Annotated in this window: 16 protein-coding genes; 11 read left to right on the forward strand and 5 right to left on the reverse strand. The window is 58.1% G+C overall.

Going from position 1 to position 16,490, the window contains the following annotated elements; translation table 11 throughout:
• Positions 1–13 precede the first annotated feature (13 nt).
• Entirely contained in the window at positions 14–523 is a 510-nt protein-coding gene (luxS, locus tag BN1117_RS09390; protein WP_040096793.1) for an S-ribosylhomocysteine lyase, read from the forward strand.
• Between the two features lie 322 nt (positions 524–845).
• Here luxS and BN1117_RS09395 read toward each other — a convergent pair whose 3' ends face one another.
• Positions 846–1,472, reverse strand: coding sequence for a type II secretion system protein (locus BN1117_RS09395; protein ID WP_040096795.1), 627 nt, complete (start codon positions 1,470–1,472; stop codon positions 846–848).
• Positions 1,473–1,513: 41 nt separating this feature from the next.
• Between BN1117_RS09395 and BN1117_RS09400 the strand changes: the two genes are divergently transcribed.
• From BN1117_RS09400 to deoD, 7 genes are all read left to right on the forward strand, one after another.
• On the forward strand, positions 1,514–2,293 hold the full coding sequence (locus BN1117_RS09400; RefSeq protein WP_040096796.1) for a TatD family hydrolase: 780 nt from the start codon (positions 1,514–1,516) through the stop codon (positions 2,291–2,293).
• 226 nt (positions 2,294–2,519) lie between these two features.
• Positions 2,520–3,794 carry a NupC/NupG family nucleoside CNT transporter gene (locus BN1117_RS09405; protein ID WP_040096798.1) on the forward strand — a complete coding sequence of 425 codons (1,275 nt, stop codon included), beginning with the start codon at positions 2,520–2,522 and terminating at the stop codon, positions 3,792–3,794.
• A 125-nt stretch (positions 3,795–3,919) separates the two neighbouring features.
• Positions 3,920–4,090, forward strand: a complete 171-nt coding sequence (locus tag BN1117_RS09410) for a XapX domain-containing protein (protein WP_040096800.1) — start codon at positions 3,920–3,922, stop codon at positions 4,088–4,090.
• A 424-nt stretch (positions 4,091–4,514) separates the two neighbouring features.
• Entirely contained in the window at positions 4,515–5,288 is a 774-nt protein-coding gene (gene deoC, locus BN1117_RS09415) for a deoxyribose-phosphate aldolase (protein WP_040096802.1), read from the forward strand.
• Positions 5,289–5,397: 109 nt separating this feature from the next.
• Positions 5,398–6,729, forward strand: a complete 1,332-nt coding sequence (gene deoA, locus BN1117_RS09420; protein ID WP_040096804.1) for a thymidine phosphorylase — start codon at positions 5,398–5,400, stop codon at positions 6,727–6,729.
• Between the two features lie 14 nt (positions 6,730–6,743).
• Complete coding sequence (locus tag BN1117_RS09425) at positions 6,744–7,952, forward strand: phosphopentomutase (protein ID WP_040096805.1); 1,209 nt, start codon at positions 6,744–6,746, stop codon at positions 7,950–7,952.
• Positions 7,953–8,028: 76 nt separating this feature from the next.
• Positions 8,029–8,745, forward strand: coding sequence for a purine-nucleoside phosphorylase (gene deoD / locus BN1117_RS09430; protein ID WP_040096807.1), 717 nt, complete (start codon positions 8,029–8,031; stop codon positions 8,743–8,745).
• A gap of 67 nt (positions 8,746–8,812) precedes the next feature.
• On the opposite strand, the gene BN1117_RS09435 is transcribed toward deoD, so the two are convergent.
• Positions 8,813–9,433 carry an AhpA/YtjB family protein gene (locus BN1117_RS09435; protein WP_040096809.1) on the reverse strand — a complete coding sequence of 207 codons (621 nt, stop codon included), beginning with the start codon at positions 9,431–9,433 and terminating at the stop codon, positions 8,813–8,815.
• 120 nt (positions 9,434–9,553) lie between these two features.
• Between BN1117_RS09435 and serB the strand changes: the two genes are divergently transcribed.
• Complete coding sequence (gene serB, locus BN1117_RS09440; RefSeq protein ID WP_040096810.1) at positions 9,554–10,564, forward strand: phosphoserine phosphatase SerB; 1,011 nt, start codon at positions 9,554–9,556, stop codon at positions 10,562–10,564.
• Between the two features lie 28 nt (positions 10,565–10,592).
• The gene (locus tag BN1117_RS09445) at positions 10,593–11,498 is read left to right on the forward strand and encodes an alpha/beta fold hydrolase (RefSeq protein ID WP_040096812.1); all 906 of its coding nucleotides are present in this window, start codon (positions 10,593–10,595) and stop codon (positions 11,496–11,498) included.
• 54 nt (positions 11,499–11,552) lie between these two features.
• On the opposite strand, the gene BN1117_RS09450 is transcribed toward BN1117_RS09445, so the two are convergent.
• The gene (locus BN1117_RS09450) at positions 11,553–13,931 is read right to left on the reverse strand and encodes a PilZ domain-containing protein (protein ID WP_040096814.1); all 2,379 of its coding nucleotides are present in this window, start codon (positions 13,929–13,931) and stop codon (positions 11,553–11,555) included.
• Positions 13,932–14,031: 100 nt separating this feature from the next.
• Here BN1117_RS09450 and radA point away from each other — a divergent pair, with 100 nt between their 5' ends.
• Positions 14,032–15,399, forward strand: a complete 1,368-nt coding sequence (gene radA / locus BN1117_RS09455; RefSeq protein WP_005340481.1) for a DNA repair protein RadA — start codon at positions 14,032–14,034, stop codon at positions 15,397–15,399.
• 78 nt (positions 15,400–15,477) lie between these two features.
• On the opposite strand, the gene BN1117_RS09460 is transcribed toward radA, so the two are convergent.
• Together BN1117_RS09460 and BN1117_RS09465 are read right to left on the reverse strand one after the other, a co-directional pair.
• Positions 15,478–15,858 (reverse strand): PilZ domain-containing protein, encoded by a 381-nt coding sequence (locus BN1117_RS09460; protein WP_040096815.1) that lies wholly within the window; start codon positions 15,856–15,858, stop codon positions 15,478–15,480.
• A 100-nt stretch (positions 15,859–15,958) separates the two neighbouring features.
• Complete coding sequence (locus BN1117_RS09465; protein WP_040096817.1) at positions 15,959–16,441, reverse strand: Rsd/AlgQ family anti-sigma factor; 483 nt, start codon at positions 16,439–16,441, stop codon at positions 15,959–15,961.
• Between the last annotated feature and the right edge of the window lie 49 nt (positions 16,442–16,490).

Below are 16,490 nucleotides of genomic sequence, written 5' to 3' on the forward strand. Positions count from 1 at the left end.
GCAGGAGTCAGAAATGCCGTTATTGGACAGTTTTACCGTTGACCACACCCGTATGGAAGCGCCAGCGGTGCGTGTGGCCAAGACCATGCAGACCCCGAACAAGGACACCATTACCGTGTTCGACCTGCGTTTCTGTGTGCCGAATCAGGAGATCCTCTCCGAGCGCGGCATCCATACCCTCGAGCACCTGTTCGCCGGCTTTATGCGTGATCATCTGAACGGCAACGGGGTGGAGATCATCGATATCTCCCCCATGGGTTGCCGCACCGGCTTCTACATGAGCCTGATCGGTGCACCGGACGAAGCCCGTGTTGGTGCCGCCTGGCAGGCAGCCATGAGCGACGTGCTGACCGTACAGGATCAAGCCAAGATCCCCGAGCTGAACGAGTATCAGTGCGGCACCTACAGCATGCACTCGCTGGAAGAGGCCCACGCTATCGCTCGTGATGTATTGGCTCGCGGTGTCGGCGTCAATCGCAATGACGAGCTGGCCCTGCCGGAAGAGAAGCTGAAAAGCTTGTGAGGCGGATGAGCAGCCGCTCATCGACAGACTCTCTTCGGAGAATGTTAACAGAGCCGGTCAGCCATGCTGACCGGCTCTTTTTATCTCGCCCGGTCGCAATAATAGGGACTTGCCCCCCTTGTTGACTCTGATTAGGATGGTTTTTGACCTGAACCTGTTGGCGGAGGTGTGACGATGAGAGGGGTATTGCTGCGTTGGCTGGCCCGTTACGATGCATGGTGTGAGGAGTGGGGGCTCACTCAGGAGAACCGGCGCTGCTGCACGCCGGTTCGTTATGATGATGATTCAAGCAAAGAGCGAGCTTGCGCAGAAGAGGCTGAGCTCAATCAAAATTGCGGGTCACGGCACCGGTAACACTGTTGTACTCGAAGCCGAGGCCATTGGGGTGAGCCGGGAAGCGGCCGATAGAATCACGCAGAATATAGCGGCAGTTATTGTGTTCTTCGTTCGGTTCATCTTCATCCGGATGGCTCGGGCCAATCATGGTGGTGAGGTAATCAGCCTGCTTTTGAACAGCGTCAGGCCGCTCTGTGGAAGCAACGCTCTGACTGCTATCTAGCAGGTTAGTAAATAGCAACTCGCAATCCTCAGCATTATTGACCGAGATATGGTTGCCGGTGCCGATCTGATAGGGTGTGTCTGCCGGTTTGTAGTGATCCTCTTTTGTCCCCGCCGGCCAGCCATATCGATTGATATCCACATCGCCTTTACCAAAGCTGCTCAGGTTGTATAGCGCGATCGCCTGTCCCTGCACTTTCACCGCCCATCCAGCATGAGCCAGCTGAACTGCACTGGCAAAGCCGCCTGCGGTCGCCGAGACTGTGCTTTTCAGGGCATCATCCTTGATATTGATAAAGCGGGGCAGGGCGGTGACGGCCAGGATCCCCAGCACTATGATCACCAGCACCAGTTCAATCAGGGTAAAGCCCTTGTTTCTGTTATTCATCATGTTCAATGACCCATTAAATACCGCAAACAGGTGTGAGTGATATGCAGCTGATAGATACCCATTGCCATCTCGACTTTCCGGTATTCGACCAGGACAGGGAGGCGCTGCTGGCCCGTTGCCGGGCATTAGGGGTGACGGAGTATATCATTCCTGCCATCGCAGAGGATAACTGGACTCGTGTGATGGCACTGGCAGATCAGCATGACGGCCTCTTTTATGGTCTGGGCGTTCATCCCTGGTATGCCGGTGAGCAGCTGGAGGGGGTGATGGAGCGGTTACGAACGCTGGTAATGAGCCAACCCGCCGGGCTGGTGGCCATAGGCGAGTGTGGGCTGGATCTGCGATCTCATGTGCCGCAGGAGGGACAATTTGCGCTGTTTGAGGCTCAGATCCGGCTGGCTGCCGATGCCGGACTCCCCTTGATGATCCACTCGGTGCGTGCCAATGACACTGTGGCCAAGCTGTTGCGCCGCTGCAAGCCACCTCGTGGCGGGGTGATCCACGCCTTCAGCGGTTCGCTGCAGCAGGCAGAGGCTTTCTGGCAACTGGGCTTTCGGCTCGGGGTGGGTGGGGTGATCAGTTTTGAGCGGGCGAACAAGACACGAGAGGTATTTCGGGCCATGCCGCTTGAGGCCCTGGTGCTGGAAACAGACTCGCCAGATATGCCGTTGCAAGATGAACAAGGCACCCGAAATACCCCGGAAGCCCTGCCAAAAATCGCGCAAATATTGATGAAGTTAAGGCGTGAATCACCGGAAAATGTTGCCAAGGTGTTATTTGAAACTGCCCGTCAACTTTTTCATCCCGATACGCAGCAATGAAACAATTATGCAACACGCGATGACGTCGTCAGGAAAAAAAACGAGCGTAAAAATCGTTTGCTGTCTAATTTTGTGACACTCGGATATTTTGATGACGATAAAATGTGACCAGCATTCTATTTTATCGAACTTTAATTAGTATAATGCGCTCCCCTTGATTAGTTGGTTTTAATAACATTCAGCTAACAAGTTAGGTGCGACTAGGTGCTACGAGAGGAAGATAATAATGAGTTTGTTCATGGGTCTGGTAGGGATGGCAACGCTCATCCTTATTGCGGTGCTGTTCTCCAGCAATCGCAAGGCAATCAAGGTGCGTACCGTTGCCGGTGCGTTTGCAATTCAAGCCGGTCTGGGTGCATTCGTACTCTACGTACCGGTCGGTCGCGATATCCTGGTCGGTGTGTCCGATGCGGTATCTAGCGTGATCAGCTATGGCCAGAATGGTATCGACTTCCTGTTCGGTGGCCTGGTCAGCAATAAAATGTTTGAAGTGTTTGGCGGCGGCGGCTTTGTCTTTGCCTTCCGTGTTCTGCCAGTCATCATCTTCTTCTCTTCCCTGATTGCCGTACTCTATTACCTCGGCATCATGCAGTGGGTGATCAAGCTGCTGGGCGGCGGTCTGCAGAAAGTGTTGGGTACTTCCCGTACCGAATCCCTCTCTGCAACGGCCAATATCTTCGTAGGTCAGACCGAAGCGCCGCTGGTGGTTCGTCCTTACATCTCCAAGATGACTGACTCCGAGCTGTTTGCCGTTATGTGTGGTGGCCTGGCTTCCGTTGCCGGTTCCGTACTGGCCGGTTACGCCTCCATGGGCGTCAAAATGGAGTACCTGATTGCTGCCTCCTTCATGGCTGCACCGGGTGGTCTGCTGTTCGCCAAGCTGCTGGTTCCCGAGACCGAGACCCCGAGCTACGATGAAAGCTCTGCCGATGCCGAGCTGGATGACAAGCCTGCCAACGTGATCGATGCTGCTGCTGCGGGTGCTTCTGCCGGTATGCAACTGGCCCTGAACGTCGGCGCCATGCTGCTGGCCTTTATCGGCCTGATCGCCATGATCAACGGTATCTTCTCCGGTGTTGGTGGCTGGTTTGGCTATCCGCAGCTCTCTCTGGAACTGCTGCTGGGCTGGATCTTCTCCCCGCTGGCCTTCCTGATCGGTGTGCCCTGGAGTGAAGCTGTGGTTGCTGGCTCCTTTATCGGCCAGAAGCTGGTAGTGAACGAGTTCGTGGCTTACCTGAACTTCGCGCCGTACCTGAAAGATGAATTGCTGATCAACGGTGTGGCCATGTCTGAGCATACTAAAGCCATCATCTCTTTCTCTCTGTGTGGCTTTGCCAACCTCTCTTCCGTTGCCATTCTGCTTGGCGGTCTGGGGTCCATGGCGCCGAACCGTCGTAGCACCATTGCTCGTTTTGGTCTGAAAGCTGTACTGGCTGGCTCTCTGTCCAACCTGATGTCTGCCACTATCGCAGGCTTCTTCCTGGCACTGTCCGCCATGTAATAGCCGCCTGACTGACAGGGTATAAACACGAACGCCACGGCATCTGCCGTGGCGTTCGCGTATGGAGCGGTGACAACCGTTTTCCTATCTAAACTAATAATAAAATGAGTCAAATCGGAGGTTATATGAATGAAGTGCTACTGGCGATGATGGCCGGCTTTATAGTTGGTTTGTTGTTTTCTTTCCTCAAATTGCCGATCCCGGCACCTCCCGTGTTGTCCGGGATCATGGGTATCGTCGGAGTCTATCTAGGGGGGCTGGCATACTCCTGGATCCTGACTCGCTTCTTTTCGTAAGGCTTCTTTAGCGTTGGATTTGCCAGATGTGAGGTACCTCTGAAATTGGCAAATCCGGCTTGCAAACAGGGGGTATCTCGGCTGAAATAGGCGTTGCCAGCAGGGTGCTGGCAATGACTAATACTCGATGAAATCGGGTGTTGGCGGTCAAATGGAATTGATTGGGAAGTCGGGTCAGATGTTGTCGGCCTTTCTCAAGTCTTCATGGAACCAAGTCCGCACTTTTGTAAGAAAGTGACAGGGCTCTTGCCTTATTTACAGTCGCAGTGCCTGCAGGGTGTTTGGAATAGCATCCCGATAGTGCTGGTATCTTCACGCTGTAATTCCATTGCCGTATAGCTGGGGATTATTGCCTGTGCATCCATTGCTGGATGGGCTGATGGCGCCCGGTTATCTGGATTAAATCGAGACTTTGGAGAATAGAATGACTGATCTGAACGTGGCCGCTCAGCGTGCCCTGAATCTGATGGACCTGACCACCCTGAACGACGACGATACCGACCAGAAGGTGATCGATCTCTGCCGTAAGGCCAAGTCACCGGCCGGTCTGACTGCTGCCGTTTGCATCTACCCCCGTTTTATCCCTATCGCTCGCAAGACCCTGCGTGAGATCGGCGCTGCCGACGTGCGCATTGCGACCGTGACCAACTTCCCCCACGGCAACGACGACATCGAGATCGCGGTGGCCGAAACCCGTGCCGCTGTTGCCTACGGTGCCGACGAAGTGGACGTGGTCTTCCCGTACCGCGCCTTCATGGCTGGTAATGAACAGATCGGTTTTGATCTGGTCAAAGCCTGTAAAGAGGCCTGTGGTGCCAAGGTGCTGCTGAAAGTGATCATCGAAACCGGCGAGCTGAAAGAAGAGGCGCTGATCCGTCGCGCTTCCGAAATCTGTATCGATGCTGGCGCCGACTTCATCAAGACCTCCACCGGCAAGGTGCCGGTCAATGCGACCCCGGAAGCTGCCCGCATCATGATGGAAGTGATCAAGGCCAAGAATCCGAAAGTCGGCTTCAAGCCTGCCGGTGGCGTGAAAGATGCCGCCGTGGCCGGTCAGTACCTGGCCATGGCCGAAGAGATCCTCGGCAACGACTGGGTATCCGCCCGTACCTTCCGCTTTGGTGCATCCAGCCTGCTGGCCAGTCTGCTGGCCACTCTGGGGCACGGCGACAAGCCGGCCAACACCAGCGGTTACTAACAGGTTGATGAGAGGGCGGACGGCTGTCCGCCCTGTTAGCCCCCACCATGCGGTGTGCGGGCAAGGATTCAGGCTTGTGTCACGCCAGCAATGGCGGAGGGAATGAAAGATGTTTTTGCCTCAAGAAATTATTCGCAAGAAGCGCAACGGTGAAGCGCTCAGTACCCAAGAAATTCAATTCTTCGTTCAGGGCATTACCAACAACACTATCGGCGAGGGGCAGATTGCTGCGCTGGCGATGGCGGTCTACTTCAAAGACATGACCATGGATGAGCGGGTTGCCCTGACCTGCGCCATGCGCGATTCCGGCATGGTATTGACCTGGGATCACCTCAATCTGGGTGGCCCGATTGTCGACAAGCACTCCACCGGCGGTGTGGGTGACGTTGTCTCTCTGATGCTTGGCCCTATGGTCGCTGCTTGTGGCGGTTTCGTGCCGATGATCTCCGGCCGGGGCCTCGGCCACACTGGCGGTACCCTCGACAAACTGGATGCTATTCCCGGCTACCAGACCTCGGTCGACAACGACCGTTTCCTGAAAGTGGTGAAAGAGGCGGGAGTCGCCATCATCGGCCAGACTGGCGATCTCGCTCCGGCTGACAAGCGTATCTATGCAGTAAGGGACATCACTGCGACGGTCGAATCCATCGCCATGATCACCGGCTCCATCCTCTCCAAGAAGCTCGCCTCCGGGCTCGAAGCGCTGGTGATGGATGTGAAAGTGGGCTCCGGTGCCTTTATGCCGACCTTTGAAGCCTCCGAAGAGCTGGCCAAGAGCATTGTGGCCGTGGCCAACGGGGCCGGTTGCCGCACCTCTGCGCTCCTGACTGACATGAACCAGGTGCTGGCCTCCAGCGCCGGTAACGGGGTGGAAGTGCGCGAAGCGGTGCGCTACCTGACCGGTGAATACCGCAATCCGCGCATCCACGCTGTGACCATGGCGCTGTGCGCCGAGATGCTGATCTCCGCCGGCCTGGCCAGCGACGAGCGCGATGCCCATGCCAAGCTGCAGGCGGTGCTGGATAATGGCAAGGCGGCCGAGATCTTCGGTCGTATGGTGACCGGCCTCGGTGGCCCGGCCGATTTTATGGATCGTTATGACGCTTATCTGCCGAAAGCAGCCATCGTGCGCCCGGTCTTCGCGGCCAACAGCGGTTTTGTGACCGCCATGGATACCCGCGAGCTGGGGCTGGCCGTGGTGGCGATGGGCGGCGGTCGCCGCGCGGCCGGTGACAAACTTGATTACGCGGTCGGTCTGACCGACTTTATCCGCTTGGGTCAGCGTGTCGCAGCAGACAAGCCGCTCGCCATGATCCACGCTCAAACTGAAGATCAATTCGCTCAGGCGGCCAGCATGGTGCAGGCTGCCGTCAAGATCGGTGATACCCAACCAGAGGCCCTGCCCGAGGTTTACCGTCGCATCGGTCTGGCTGATTTGTAACAAGGGGAAGTCCCATGAAACGTACCTTTATTCTGATGATGGACTCTTTCGGTATTGGCGCAGCCGCCGACGCCGACAAGTTCGGCGATGTGGGCGCCAATACCCTCGGCCATATCGCCAAGGCGTGTGCCGCCGGCGAGATCGAGGGCCGTGGCCCCCTTCATCTGCCTAACCTCAACAAGCTGGGCCTTGGCCACGCTGGTGAACAGGCCTCCGGCTACTTCCCGGCAGGGCTGAACAAAGATATCGAGGTAGTCGGTGCCTACGGCTTTGCCCAGGAGCTCTCCTCCGGCAAGGACACCCCGTCCGGTCACTGGGAGATCGCCGGCGTGCCCGTGCTGTTCGAGTGGGGCTACTTCAAGGATCACCACAACAGCTTCCCGCAGGAGCTGCTGGACGCCATCGTCGAGAAGGCTGGTCTGCCGGGATATCTGGGCAACTGCCACGCTTCCGGTACCCAGGTGCTGGACGATCTGGGCGAGGAGCATATGCGTACCGGCAAGCCGATCCTCTACACCTCTGCCGACTCGGTGTTCCAGATCGCCTGCCACGAAGAGACTTATGGCCTCGAGAAGCTCTATGAGCTGTGCCACATCGTGCGCGAGCTGTTGGAGCCCTACAACATCGGTCGCGTCATCGCGCGTCCGTTCGTGGGCAGTGGCAAGGGCAACTTCAAGCGCACCGGCAACCGTCACGACTACTCCGTGCTGCCGCCGGCGCCTACCGTGCTGGACTACATGAAGGAAGCGGGTGGCCAGGTGGTCTCCATCGGCAAGATCGCCGACATCTATGCCCAGCAGGGCATCACCAAGCAGGTGAAGGGTACCGGTCTGACCGAGCTGTGGGACAGAACCCTGGAAGAGGTGAAAGCAGCTGGTGACAACACCATCGTCTTCACCAACTTCGTCGATTTTGACTCCTCCTACGGTCACCGTCGTGACGTGAAGGGCTACGCCGATGCGCTGGAGTACTTCGACTCCCGTCTGCCGGAGCTGTTCGACTTGCTGCAAGATGGCGACGTGGTGGTGCTGACTGCCGACCACGGCTGCGATCCGACCTGGGGTGGCACCGACCACACCCGCGAGTACATTCCGGTGCTGTTCTACGGCAAGCCGGTCAAGGCCGGCTCCGTCGGCCGTCGCGAGACCTTTGCCGATATCGGCCAGAGCATCGCGGCTTACCACGGCCTGCCGAAACTGGCGTACGGCACCAGCTTCCTGTAATTTACCCGCCCGCCACTTCGGCGGCGGGCAATTTATAAAACAATAAAACTCAACCTAGTGTGAAGGAATCAAGAGAATGGCAACTCCTCATATCAATGCGAAAGATGGCGCCTTTGCTGATACCGTACTGATGCCGGGCGACCCCCTGCGCGCCAAGTACATCGCTGAAACGTTCCTGGAGAACGTCGAGCAGATCTGCGACGTGCGCAACATGTTCGGCTTTACCGGTACCTACAAGGGCCGTCGTATCTCCGTAATGGGCCACGGCATGGGTATCCCCTCCTGCTCCATCTACGCCAAGGAGCTGATCACCGATTACGGTGTGAAGACCCTGATCCGTGTGGGCTCCTGCGGTGCCGTGCGTGAAGATGTGAAACTGCGTGACGTGGTGATCGGTATGGGTGCCTGCACCGACTCCAAAGTAAACCGTCTGCGCTTCAAGGATCACGACTTCGCTGCCATCGCCGACTTCGACCTGGTTGCCAATGCTGTACAGGCCGCCAAGAACAAGGGCGTTGCCGTGCGTGTGGGTAACATCTTCTCCGCCGACCTGTTCTACACCCCGGACCCCTCCATGTTCGACGTCATGGAAAAGTACGGCATCCTGGGTGTCGAAATGGAAGCCGCCGGTATCTACGGCGTGGCCGCAGAGTACGGTGCCAAGGCACTGACCATCTGCACCGTCTCCGACCATATCCGTACCGGTGAGCAGACCACCTCTGAAGAGCGTCAGCTGACCTTCAACGATATGATCGAAATCGCACTGGATTCCGTCCTGCTGGGCGACAACTAATCCCCTCGCGAATAAGAAACGGCGGCCTGCGGGCCGCCGTTTGTGTATCTGCTATCTGGTCACGCCATCACTGTTCCGGAGGTGGGGAGGGAGGGGGACTCTTTTTCTTGTGTTTGCGCACCCGCATGTAGTTACGGCGCACGCCATAGGAGATGAGTAATCCGGCCAGCAGGGCGACCAGCAGCAGCAAGCGCTGCTTCTCCTGCACCACCTTGAGCCGGGTATCCTTGTCTGCCAGCATTTGCTGCTCTTCCAGGGTGATGCGCAGAAAGCCGATGGTCTGCTCGCCATCCCGGATCTCCTGCACGAACTGGATCCGTCCCTTGCCCAGCTCTGGCAGTGACTTGTTATCGCTACCGATGGGCAGCAGACTCTCCAGCGGCACCGCCTGCTTTGACTGGGCGAGGGGAATGCCACGTCCGTCGTAGAGGGTGGCATCGAGGATCTCCGGCTCTGCCGCCAGATCCCGCGCCAGCCGCTCCAGCTCGCTGCTTTTTTCCTCTTTGATCCAGCGTTTCATGTCACGGGCGGCGTAGGCGACCAGTGCCTGCGCCCGGTTGCGCGCTTCGCTGTGCAGTGCTGCCTGGCTTTCACCCTGCATATGGATGAGCACACCGAGTACCCAGCATCCGAGCAGGATACCGGCGCCCAGGCTAAGAGCACGTTTGATGGGAAGATGACGCTGCAAGCAGGAGACCTCATGGTAACAAGGAGTGGCGAGATCTTGGCGCTTGCCTGTACAAAAAGCAATACGCTACTCTGGGCCAGCATTGTTAACCCCCTGATCACCAAGGAAGGCGTATCCCTTATGTTGTTGTCCCGGCTCCCCTCTCTGCTATCCGATTGGCCCGCGTTGTTGTCCGGCTCACCCTGTTGGCAACTCAGTGTTGATGCGTTGCAACCGACAGTGACCCCGCAGGCGGGTGGCTGGCTGGTACTGTTTGGCAAGGGGTTGGGGGCATCCCATCTGGCGCGTCTGTCGCCTCTATTGGCCGCGCAGGGGCTGGCGGTCACCCTCTATCCTCCCACCGAGGTGGCGGGCGTGCCATTGCTGCTGCTTGGCTGCGATCGCTTCTCTCCCGCTCTGGTGGCCGAGCTCAAGAGCGGTGAGTGGGAGATCGATCTCTGCCATCTGCCCGCGCTGCCGACCTTGAGTGAGCCCGGCCTGCTGGTGATGGACATGGACTCCACCGCGATCTGCATTGAGTGCATCGACGAGATTGCCCGGCTTGCCGGGGTCGGCGAGCAGGTGGCGGCAGTGACGGCCGCGGCCATGCAGGGCAAGCTGGAGTTTTCCGACAGCCTGCGCAATCGGGTGGCCCTTCTGGCAGGGGCGCCGGTCTCTATTCTCGACGAAGTGGCCGCCAATATGCCGTGGATGCCCGGCTTGCAGCTGATGGTCGATACCCTCAAAGAGGCGGGATGGACGCTGGCCATCGCCTCCGGTGGTTTTACCCGTTTTGCCGGTGAGTTGCAGCAAGCGCTGGGGCTCGATGCCATCTTTGCCAACGAGTTGGCGGTGGAAGGTGGCCAGTTGAGCGGCGAGGTGAGCGGGCGCATCGTTGATGCCTGCGTCAAGGCCGAGGTGTTGCAGCAGCTGGCGCAGGAGTACGGCATTGCTGCCGCCCAGACCGTGGCCATCGGCGATGGCGCCAACGATCTCAAGATGATGGGGGTTGCGGGCCTTGGCATCGCTATTCACGCCAAACCGCTGGTGCGGGCGCAGGCGGCGGCAACCCTCAATCATCACGATCTGGAAGGGGTGATCTGCCTGCTGGCGGCGCGGGCCTGCAGCGAGCAACGTTGGGACAAGCGCTGACAGTGTTTCAAGGAGGAAACCAATAAAAATGGAATTGTTGCAGCAGTCTCTGTTTATCCCCTGTGGCGCCCATCAATTGCATGTGCGCCACATCAAACCCCGGGTCGCCGTGCATGGCGAGCCGATCCTGATGGTGCATGGCGCCATCGAGAACGGGCGGATCTTCTATACCGAATCGGGCAAGGGGCTGGCCTGCTTTCTGGCCCGCCACGGCTATCAGGTCTATGTGGCTGATTTGCGGGGGCGGGGGCTCAGCACTCCGGCCATCGCCGAGCAGGCGGAGCACGGTCAGCATGAGCTGATCACCGAGGATCTGCCCGCCCTGCAGCGCTGGATTGCCGCGCGCCATCATGGCTTCAAGGTGCACTGGGTGGCCCACTCCTGGGGCGGCGTTATCATGGCCTCGACCCTGGTGCGCTTTCCCGAGCTGGCGGAGCAGGTGGCCAGCCTGCTGTTTTTTGGCACCAAGCGGGGAGTGTCGGTGCACAATCCCGAACGCTGGCTGAAGGTGGATCTGATCTGGAATCGGCTGGCCCCCTGGCTGGCCCGCCGGCGCGGTTTCCTGGCGGCTCGCAATCTGAAGATCGGTGCGGACGACGAACCGCTACGTTATCTGCAGGAGACCATCCCCTGGGTCAAGTGTGGCCCCTGGCAGGATCCTCACGACGGTTTCGCCTATGACGAGGCGGCGGTGCGGGTCAACTGGCCACCGCTCTGGATGATTTCGGCCAAAGCGGACAAGGTGCTGGGCCACCCGACCGATGTACGCCGCTTCAGCGATGAAATGAGGTCAAAGAGCCGTCATACCCGGCTTGGGCGAGATAACGGCAACCACCTCGATTATGACCACATCAATATGCTGACCGCCCCGCAGGCCCAGGAGGATCACTTCCCCCAGATCCTCGACTGGCTGCTTAACCCGCAGGCGGCATGACAAAAAACAGGGCGCAGCAAGCGCCCTGTTTCATGTCTGTATGTTCCGTTATCTTCAGTTCCGCGGCGGAGTGATGCCAAAGCGGAACAGGGTGGCCTGGGTGGTATCGGTCAGCTCGCCCACCCCCACCACGCTCCACAGCTCCTCTTCCAGTTTGCGCGCCTTGTGGATGGCGAACTTGGCGATGTAGTCCAGTTCGTTGGCGATGAAGTTGGTGTCGGGCCGCCCGGTGCGGGAGATGCCAACCAGCACGGAGTAGAACTCACCTTGTTGCTGCGCCAGCTCGATGAACTGACGCTTCTCTTTGACGCTGGCAAAGCTGCTGGCCAGCCGGCTGCTGAAGATGGGCAGGCCTGCCGTGGTCTGGATGCTGGCGATGTAGACCTCGTCTTCTCTCGGTTTGTCCTCTCGTTCGATGGCGCGCAGCGGGTTCATCAGCAGCTCCTTGAGCAGTTCCCCTTGAAACAGCGGGTAGAGGTTCTCCTGCTCCGGCTGCTCGGCACAGGCTTCTAGTAGTCGCTGTAGCGTGCGAGGTTGCAGGGACTTGCCGATGGAGGCCGGTTTGGGCGCGCCTTTCAGCTTGTTGACGTAGACCGGTGAGTTGAACAGATGATGGGTGTAGATATTGCGCAGTGCCCGCGCCAGCCCGCGATAGCGGCGCTGTTCCTGGGCCGCCTTGAGTTTGTTCTGGTTGCTTTCGATCAGCAGGCTGAAGAATTGGCGGCCGGTATGGCGATCCGAATCCCCTTCTATGCAGAGGTGCAGCACGGTGCGGGTCATATTGAGGCTGACCAGTCGGTAGGAGAGACGCTGCAGATCCATGCTCTTGGAAAGCGTCTGCAAGCGGGGCAGGGCGATGGTCACCACATCATTTTTCTCGCCGACGAAGGCCTCTTCCAGCTCGATTTGCAGGCCGTGCGTTGAAATATCGCGGGTCCAGCCGACCCAGGATTTGCCATTGTGGTGGATGGCGACCGCCGTCTTGTGGATATAGCGTGACTCTTTACGCAGCTGGACGTAGTGCAGGGTCTCGATCTCGAACGGTGCAACCCCTTTCTCGTGGCCAAAGCGTTGTAGCTCGTTGGCATTGCCGCTGACCCCTTCCTGATGGAACTCTTCCCGCTGGGATTCCAGGGCGATCTCCTGTAGCAGGCCACAGTAGCCGATCTGCTTGAGCCGCTCGAGCAGCAGGATATCTTGCAGTTGCGGGTTGTCCTGGCCTTGCAGTTGCCCCACATCCGCCTCGATCAGATCGCAGGCCTCCAGCGTGAACTTGTAGACACGCCAACTGGGGCGGCGCGATCCCACCTGAAAGAAGAGGGCGGTGAGGCCGCTCTGGCGCAGCTCCTCTACGGTAGCGGAGAAGAAGTAGATGTGGCTGCGCACCGTGTGGGTAAAACAGTAGATGATGGTCTCGGTGGTGGTGCCGGGGGCCGGGCAGAGGTGCTTCATCCGTTCGGCGCTGAAAAGGCCCGCGAGGGCATCACGGTTCTTCTCGTCGCGCCAATACTCCAGCAGGTGCTGGTTGTTCTCGGTACGCAGGGCCACCTCGAGGGTGGGGCTGTCGCCGGTACCGAAGAAGAGTGGCATGCCGGTCATCCGTGGTAGGTAGAACTGTTCATATCCTTTGATGATGGCGGCGGAGAGCAGGTAGTCGACGCTGACCCGATAGCGGATCTTGTTGGCATCGATAAAGTCGCTAAGGAAGGCATCGAAGGCTGGCTGCTCGCCGGAGCGCACCAGCCGCAGCCAATATTTTCCCTCTTTACTCTCTTCGCCGAGGATCTGGTAGCCGACCGGTTGGTGCAGCACCGGATTGGGGGCGTCCCGCTCCAGTCCGGTAAAGAAGACCTCTACCTGGGCGCCAGTATGGTAATTGGGCAGATATGGCACAGAGATCCGCATCCCGCCCAACGAAAGATCAGAGCTCTTGGCGAACAGCTTCTCCCCGTCCTGAAACTTGAGCAGCACCGGCGAGCTGAAGTGCATCCGCTCCTGACGGCGGCCGTAGTAGCTGGCAAAGGTGATGGTGTTGACATCATATTGCCGGAACGGGCTTACAGGGGGAGACAGTATGCCATCCACCCGGGTGAGGTGATGGTTCTTTTGCCATTGCTGCAGCCTCTCGTACACGCCAAGTGTATAGACGTCACGGTAGAGATAGCACTGTGATTGAAACAGTTCGATGGCCTCGGTTGGCATAAAGTGGGTGATGCCATCGAACTCGTGCACCAGGCATTCATCCCCCATCTCATCGCGCATGTCGATGACCCTGCGGCAGGGAGAGCACTTGCGTTTGAGCTCCATCTTGAGCAAAAAACGGTTGTTGCTGTTTTCCGCTTGGGTCATGCGGTTGAAGATCTCCTCGAAATCTTGCTCCCGCAGTAAGGGAATAAGTTGTTCAATCAGATGTTGCTGGTGTTCTGAATCCATTTGTTCCTGCCACGGAAAGTCACTTTTCCGATTCTGGGTTTGATCTGTCGGTCGCAAACAAGTATATCAAGCAGGAATTCATCCTGTCCCCGAGTTATCCATGGCCAAAAATAAAACCGCTTATGTTTGTTCCGAATGTGGTGCCGACTTCACACGCTGGCAAGGTCAATGCAGTGAGTGCAAGGAGTGGAATACCATCACCGAGGTGCGTCTCGGTTCGGTGAGCCCCGCTGGCAAGAGTGCCCGTTACACCGGTTATGCCGGCGCGGTCGGCAGTCAGGTACAAACACTGGCAGAGATTGCCACCACTGAAATCCCCCGTTTTACCTCAGGTTTCAAGGAGCTGGATCGGGTGCTTGGTGGCGGGGTGGTGCCCGGCTCGGCCATTCTGATCGGCGGTAATCCGGGGGCGGGCAAGTCGACCCTGCTGCTGCAGACCATGTGCGGTCTGGCAGAGCGGATGAAAACCCTCTATGTCACTGGCGAGGAGTCGTTGCAGCAGGTGGCGATGCGGGCCAATCGCCTTGGACTGCCCACCGACAAGCTGCGGATGCTCTCCGAGACCAGCGTCGAGCAGATCTGCCTGATTGCCCAGCAGGAGCAGCCGCAGATCATGGTGATCGACTCCATTCAGGTGATGCATGTGGCGGATGTGCAATCGTCCCCCGGTTCAGTCTCTCAGGTGCGCGAAGCGGCTGCGTTGCTGACCCGTTACGCCAAGCAGAACCATGTAGCCATCTTCATGGTGGGTCATGTGACCAAGGATGGCAGTCTGGCGGGCCCCAAGGTGCTGGAACACTGCATCGACTGTTCGGTACTGCTTGATGGTGGTCATGACTCCCGTTTTCGGACTCTGCGCTCCCACAAGAACCGCTTCGGCGCGGTCAATGAGCTGGGGGTCTTTGCCATGACCGAGCAGGGGATGCGCGAGGTGAGCAACCCCTCCGCCATCTTCCTCAGCCGGGGTCAGGAGCAGGCGCCCGGTTCCATCGTTATGGTGATCTGGGAGGGCACCCGACCGCTGCTGGTGGAGTTGCAGGCGCTGGTGGACTACTCCCAGCTCTCCAACCCGCGCCGGGTGGCTGTGGGGATGGATCACAACCGGCTTGCCATGTTGCTGGCGGTGTTGCACCGTCACGGCGGGCTGCAGATGGCGGATCAGGATGTCTTTATCAACGTGGTGGGCGGGGTCAAAGTCGAGGAGACCAGTGCGGACCTGGCGCTGCTGCTGGCGATGGTCTCCAGCTTCCGGGATCAGGCGTTGCCCAAGGATCTGGTGGTGTTCGGCGAAGTGGGTCTTTCCGGTGAAATTCGCCCGGTACCGTCTGGTCAGGAGCGATTGCAGGAGGCGGCCAAGCACGGTTTTCGTCGTGCCATCGTGCCGCACGCCAATGCCCCCAAACACCCCATCGAAGGGATGGAAGTGGTGCCGGTCAAGAAGTTGTCTGAGGCACTCGAGGCTCTGTAATTTTCCGGCATTCCAATCGAGACAGCAGCACATAATAAAGAGCGCCGGGGCGCTCTTTATAGATATATCCGAATAGGGTCAGGGGTGGGGGTGTTCCAGATGTTCGCTCAGTAGTTGTTCCAACTCACGATGGAGCAGTTCTTCATCACCGACGTTGAGCTCGATCATCCGCTTGAGGTGGGTGGCGCTGTCGATATCGATATGGTGACAGTAGAATCCCAGCTTCTTGCTGGCTTCATGATTTAGTTCGACCTGCATCTTGATCTCGATGTCGCTGCCACTCAGGGTAAAGCTGAGCTGGTACTCCTTGTTGTCACGACTCTCCCAATCATCGGGTCGGATCAGCAGTGCGCCCTGCAAGGAGATGTCGACAAGCTGAGTCTGCCACTTCTGTTCTCCCTGGGTCAGTTCTGCCATGGTCAAGTAGAGGATCCGTGCAAAACGTCGGCGCTCAGACATGCTTATCTCCTGTATGCAATAAGTGTAGATGCTAGGGCCATTGCTCTGAGTGTAATCCACCCTGGTTGCCAGTATCTTGAACTTGCTCCGAAAATAGCGTTCAGGTTTGCTGGGTACTCAAGGATTCAACCACATGCAGCGCTTTAACCAGGCGATCTTCCTGTTTGAACCGCTCTTCCAGTACTGGGCCCAGCTCGTTGAGATCGTCATCAAGAAGCAACAATTGAGCCTCGTCGGCGTCGCTGTATTTATCGTTGAACTCGAGGGCGAATTCGGTGCTGGTGCGAATGTGGGGATAGATGCGCTTGGCCAACTCCAGCGTTTCGCCGCTGGCTTGCTCGAAGGCGGTGACCACGTGGTGGTAAATTTCGAAATGGCCCGCACTAACATAGTCAACCAAGCGGTCGCAGAAGTGATGCAGCTCTTCTGCCTTGGGCAGGCTGCGTTGCTTGGTGCGCGCTGGAGTGAGGCCTGCCAGCTGCATATATCCAACCAGCAGCGCTTGTCTTGCATCCAGCCAGGCATCGATGGCTTTGTGCTTGCCAGCCAGCGCCTGCTTGGTCTGTTCCAGTTTCGTCAACATAATCCCTATCCCTCCGTGGGGCAAAGGCTGGCCGATAGTTCGGTATTCC

This window comes from Aeromonas australiensis (assembly GCF_000819725.1).
Lineage (GTDB): Bacteria > Pseudomonadota > Gammaproteobacteria > Enterobacterales > Aeromonadaceae > Aeromonas > Aeromonas australiensis.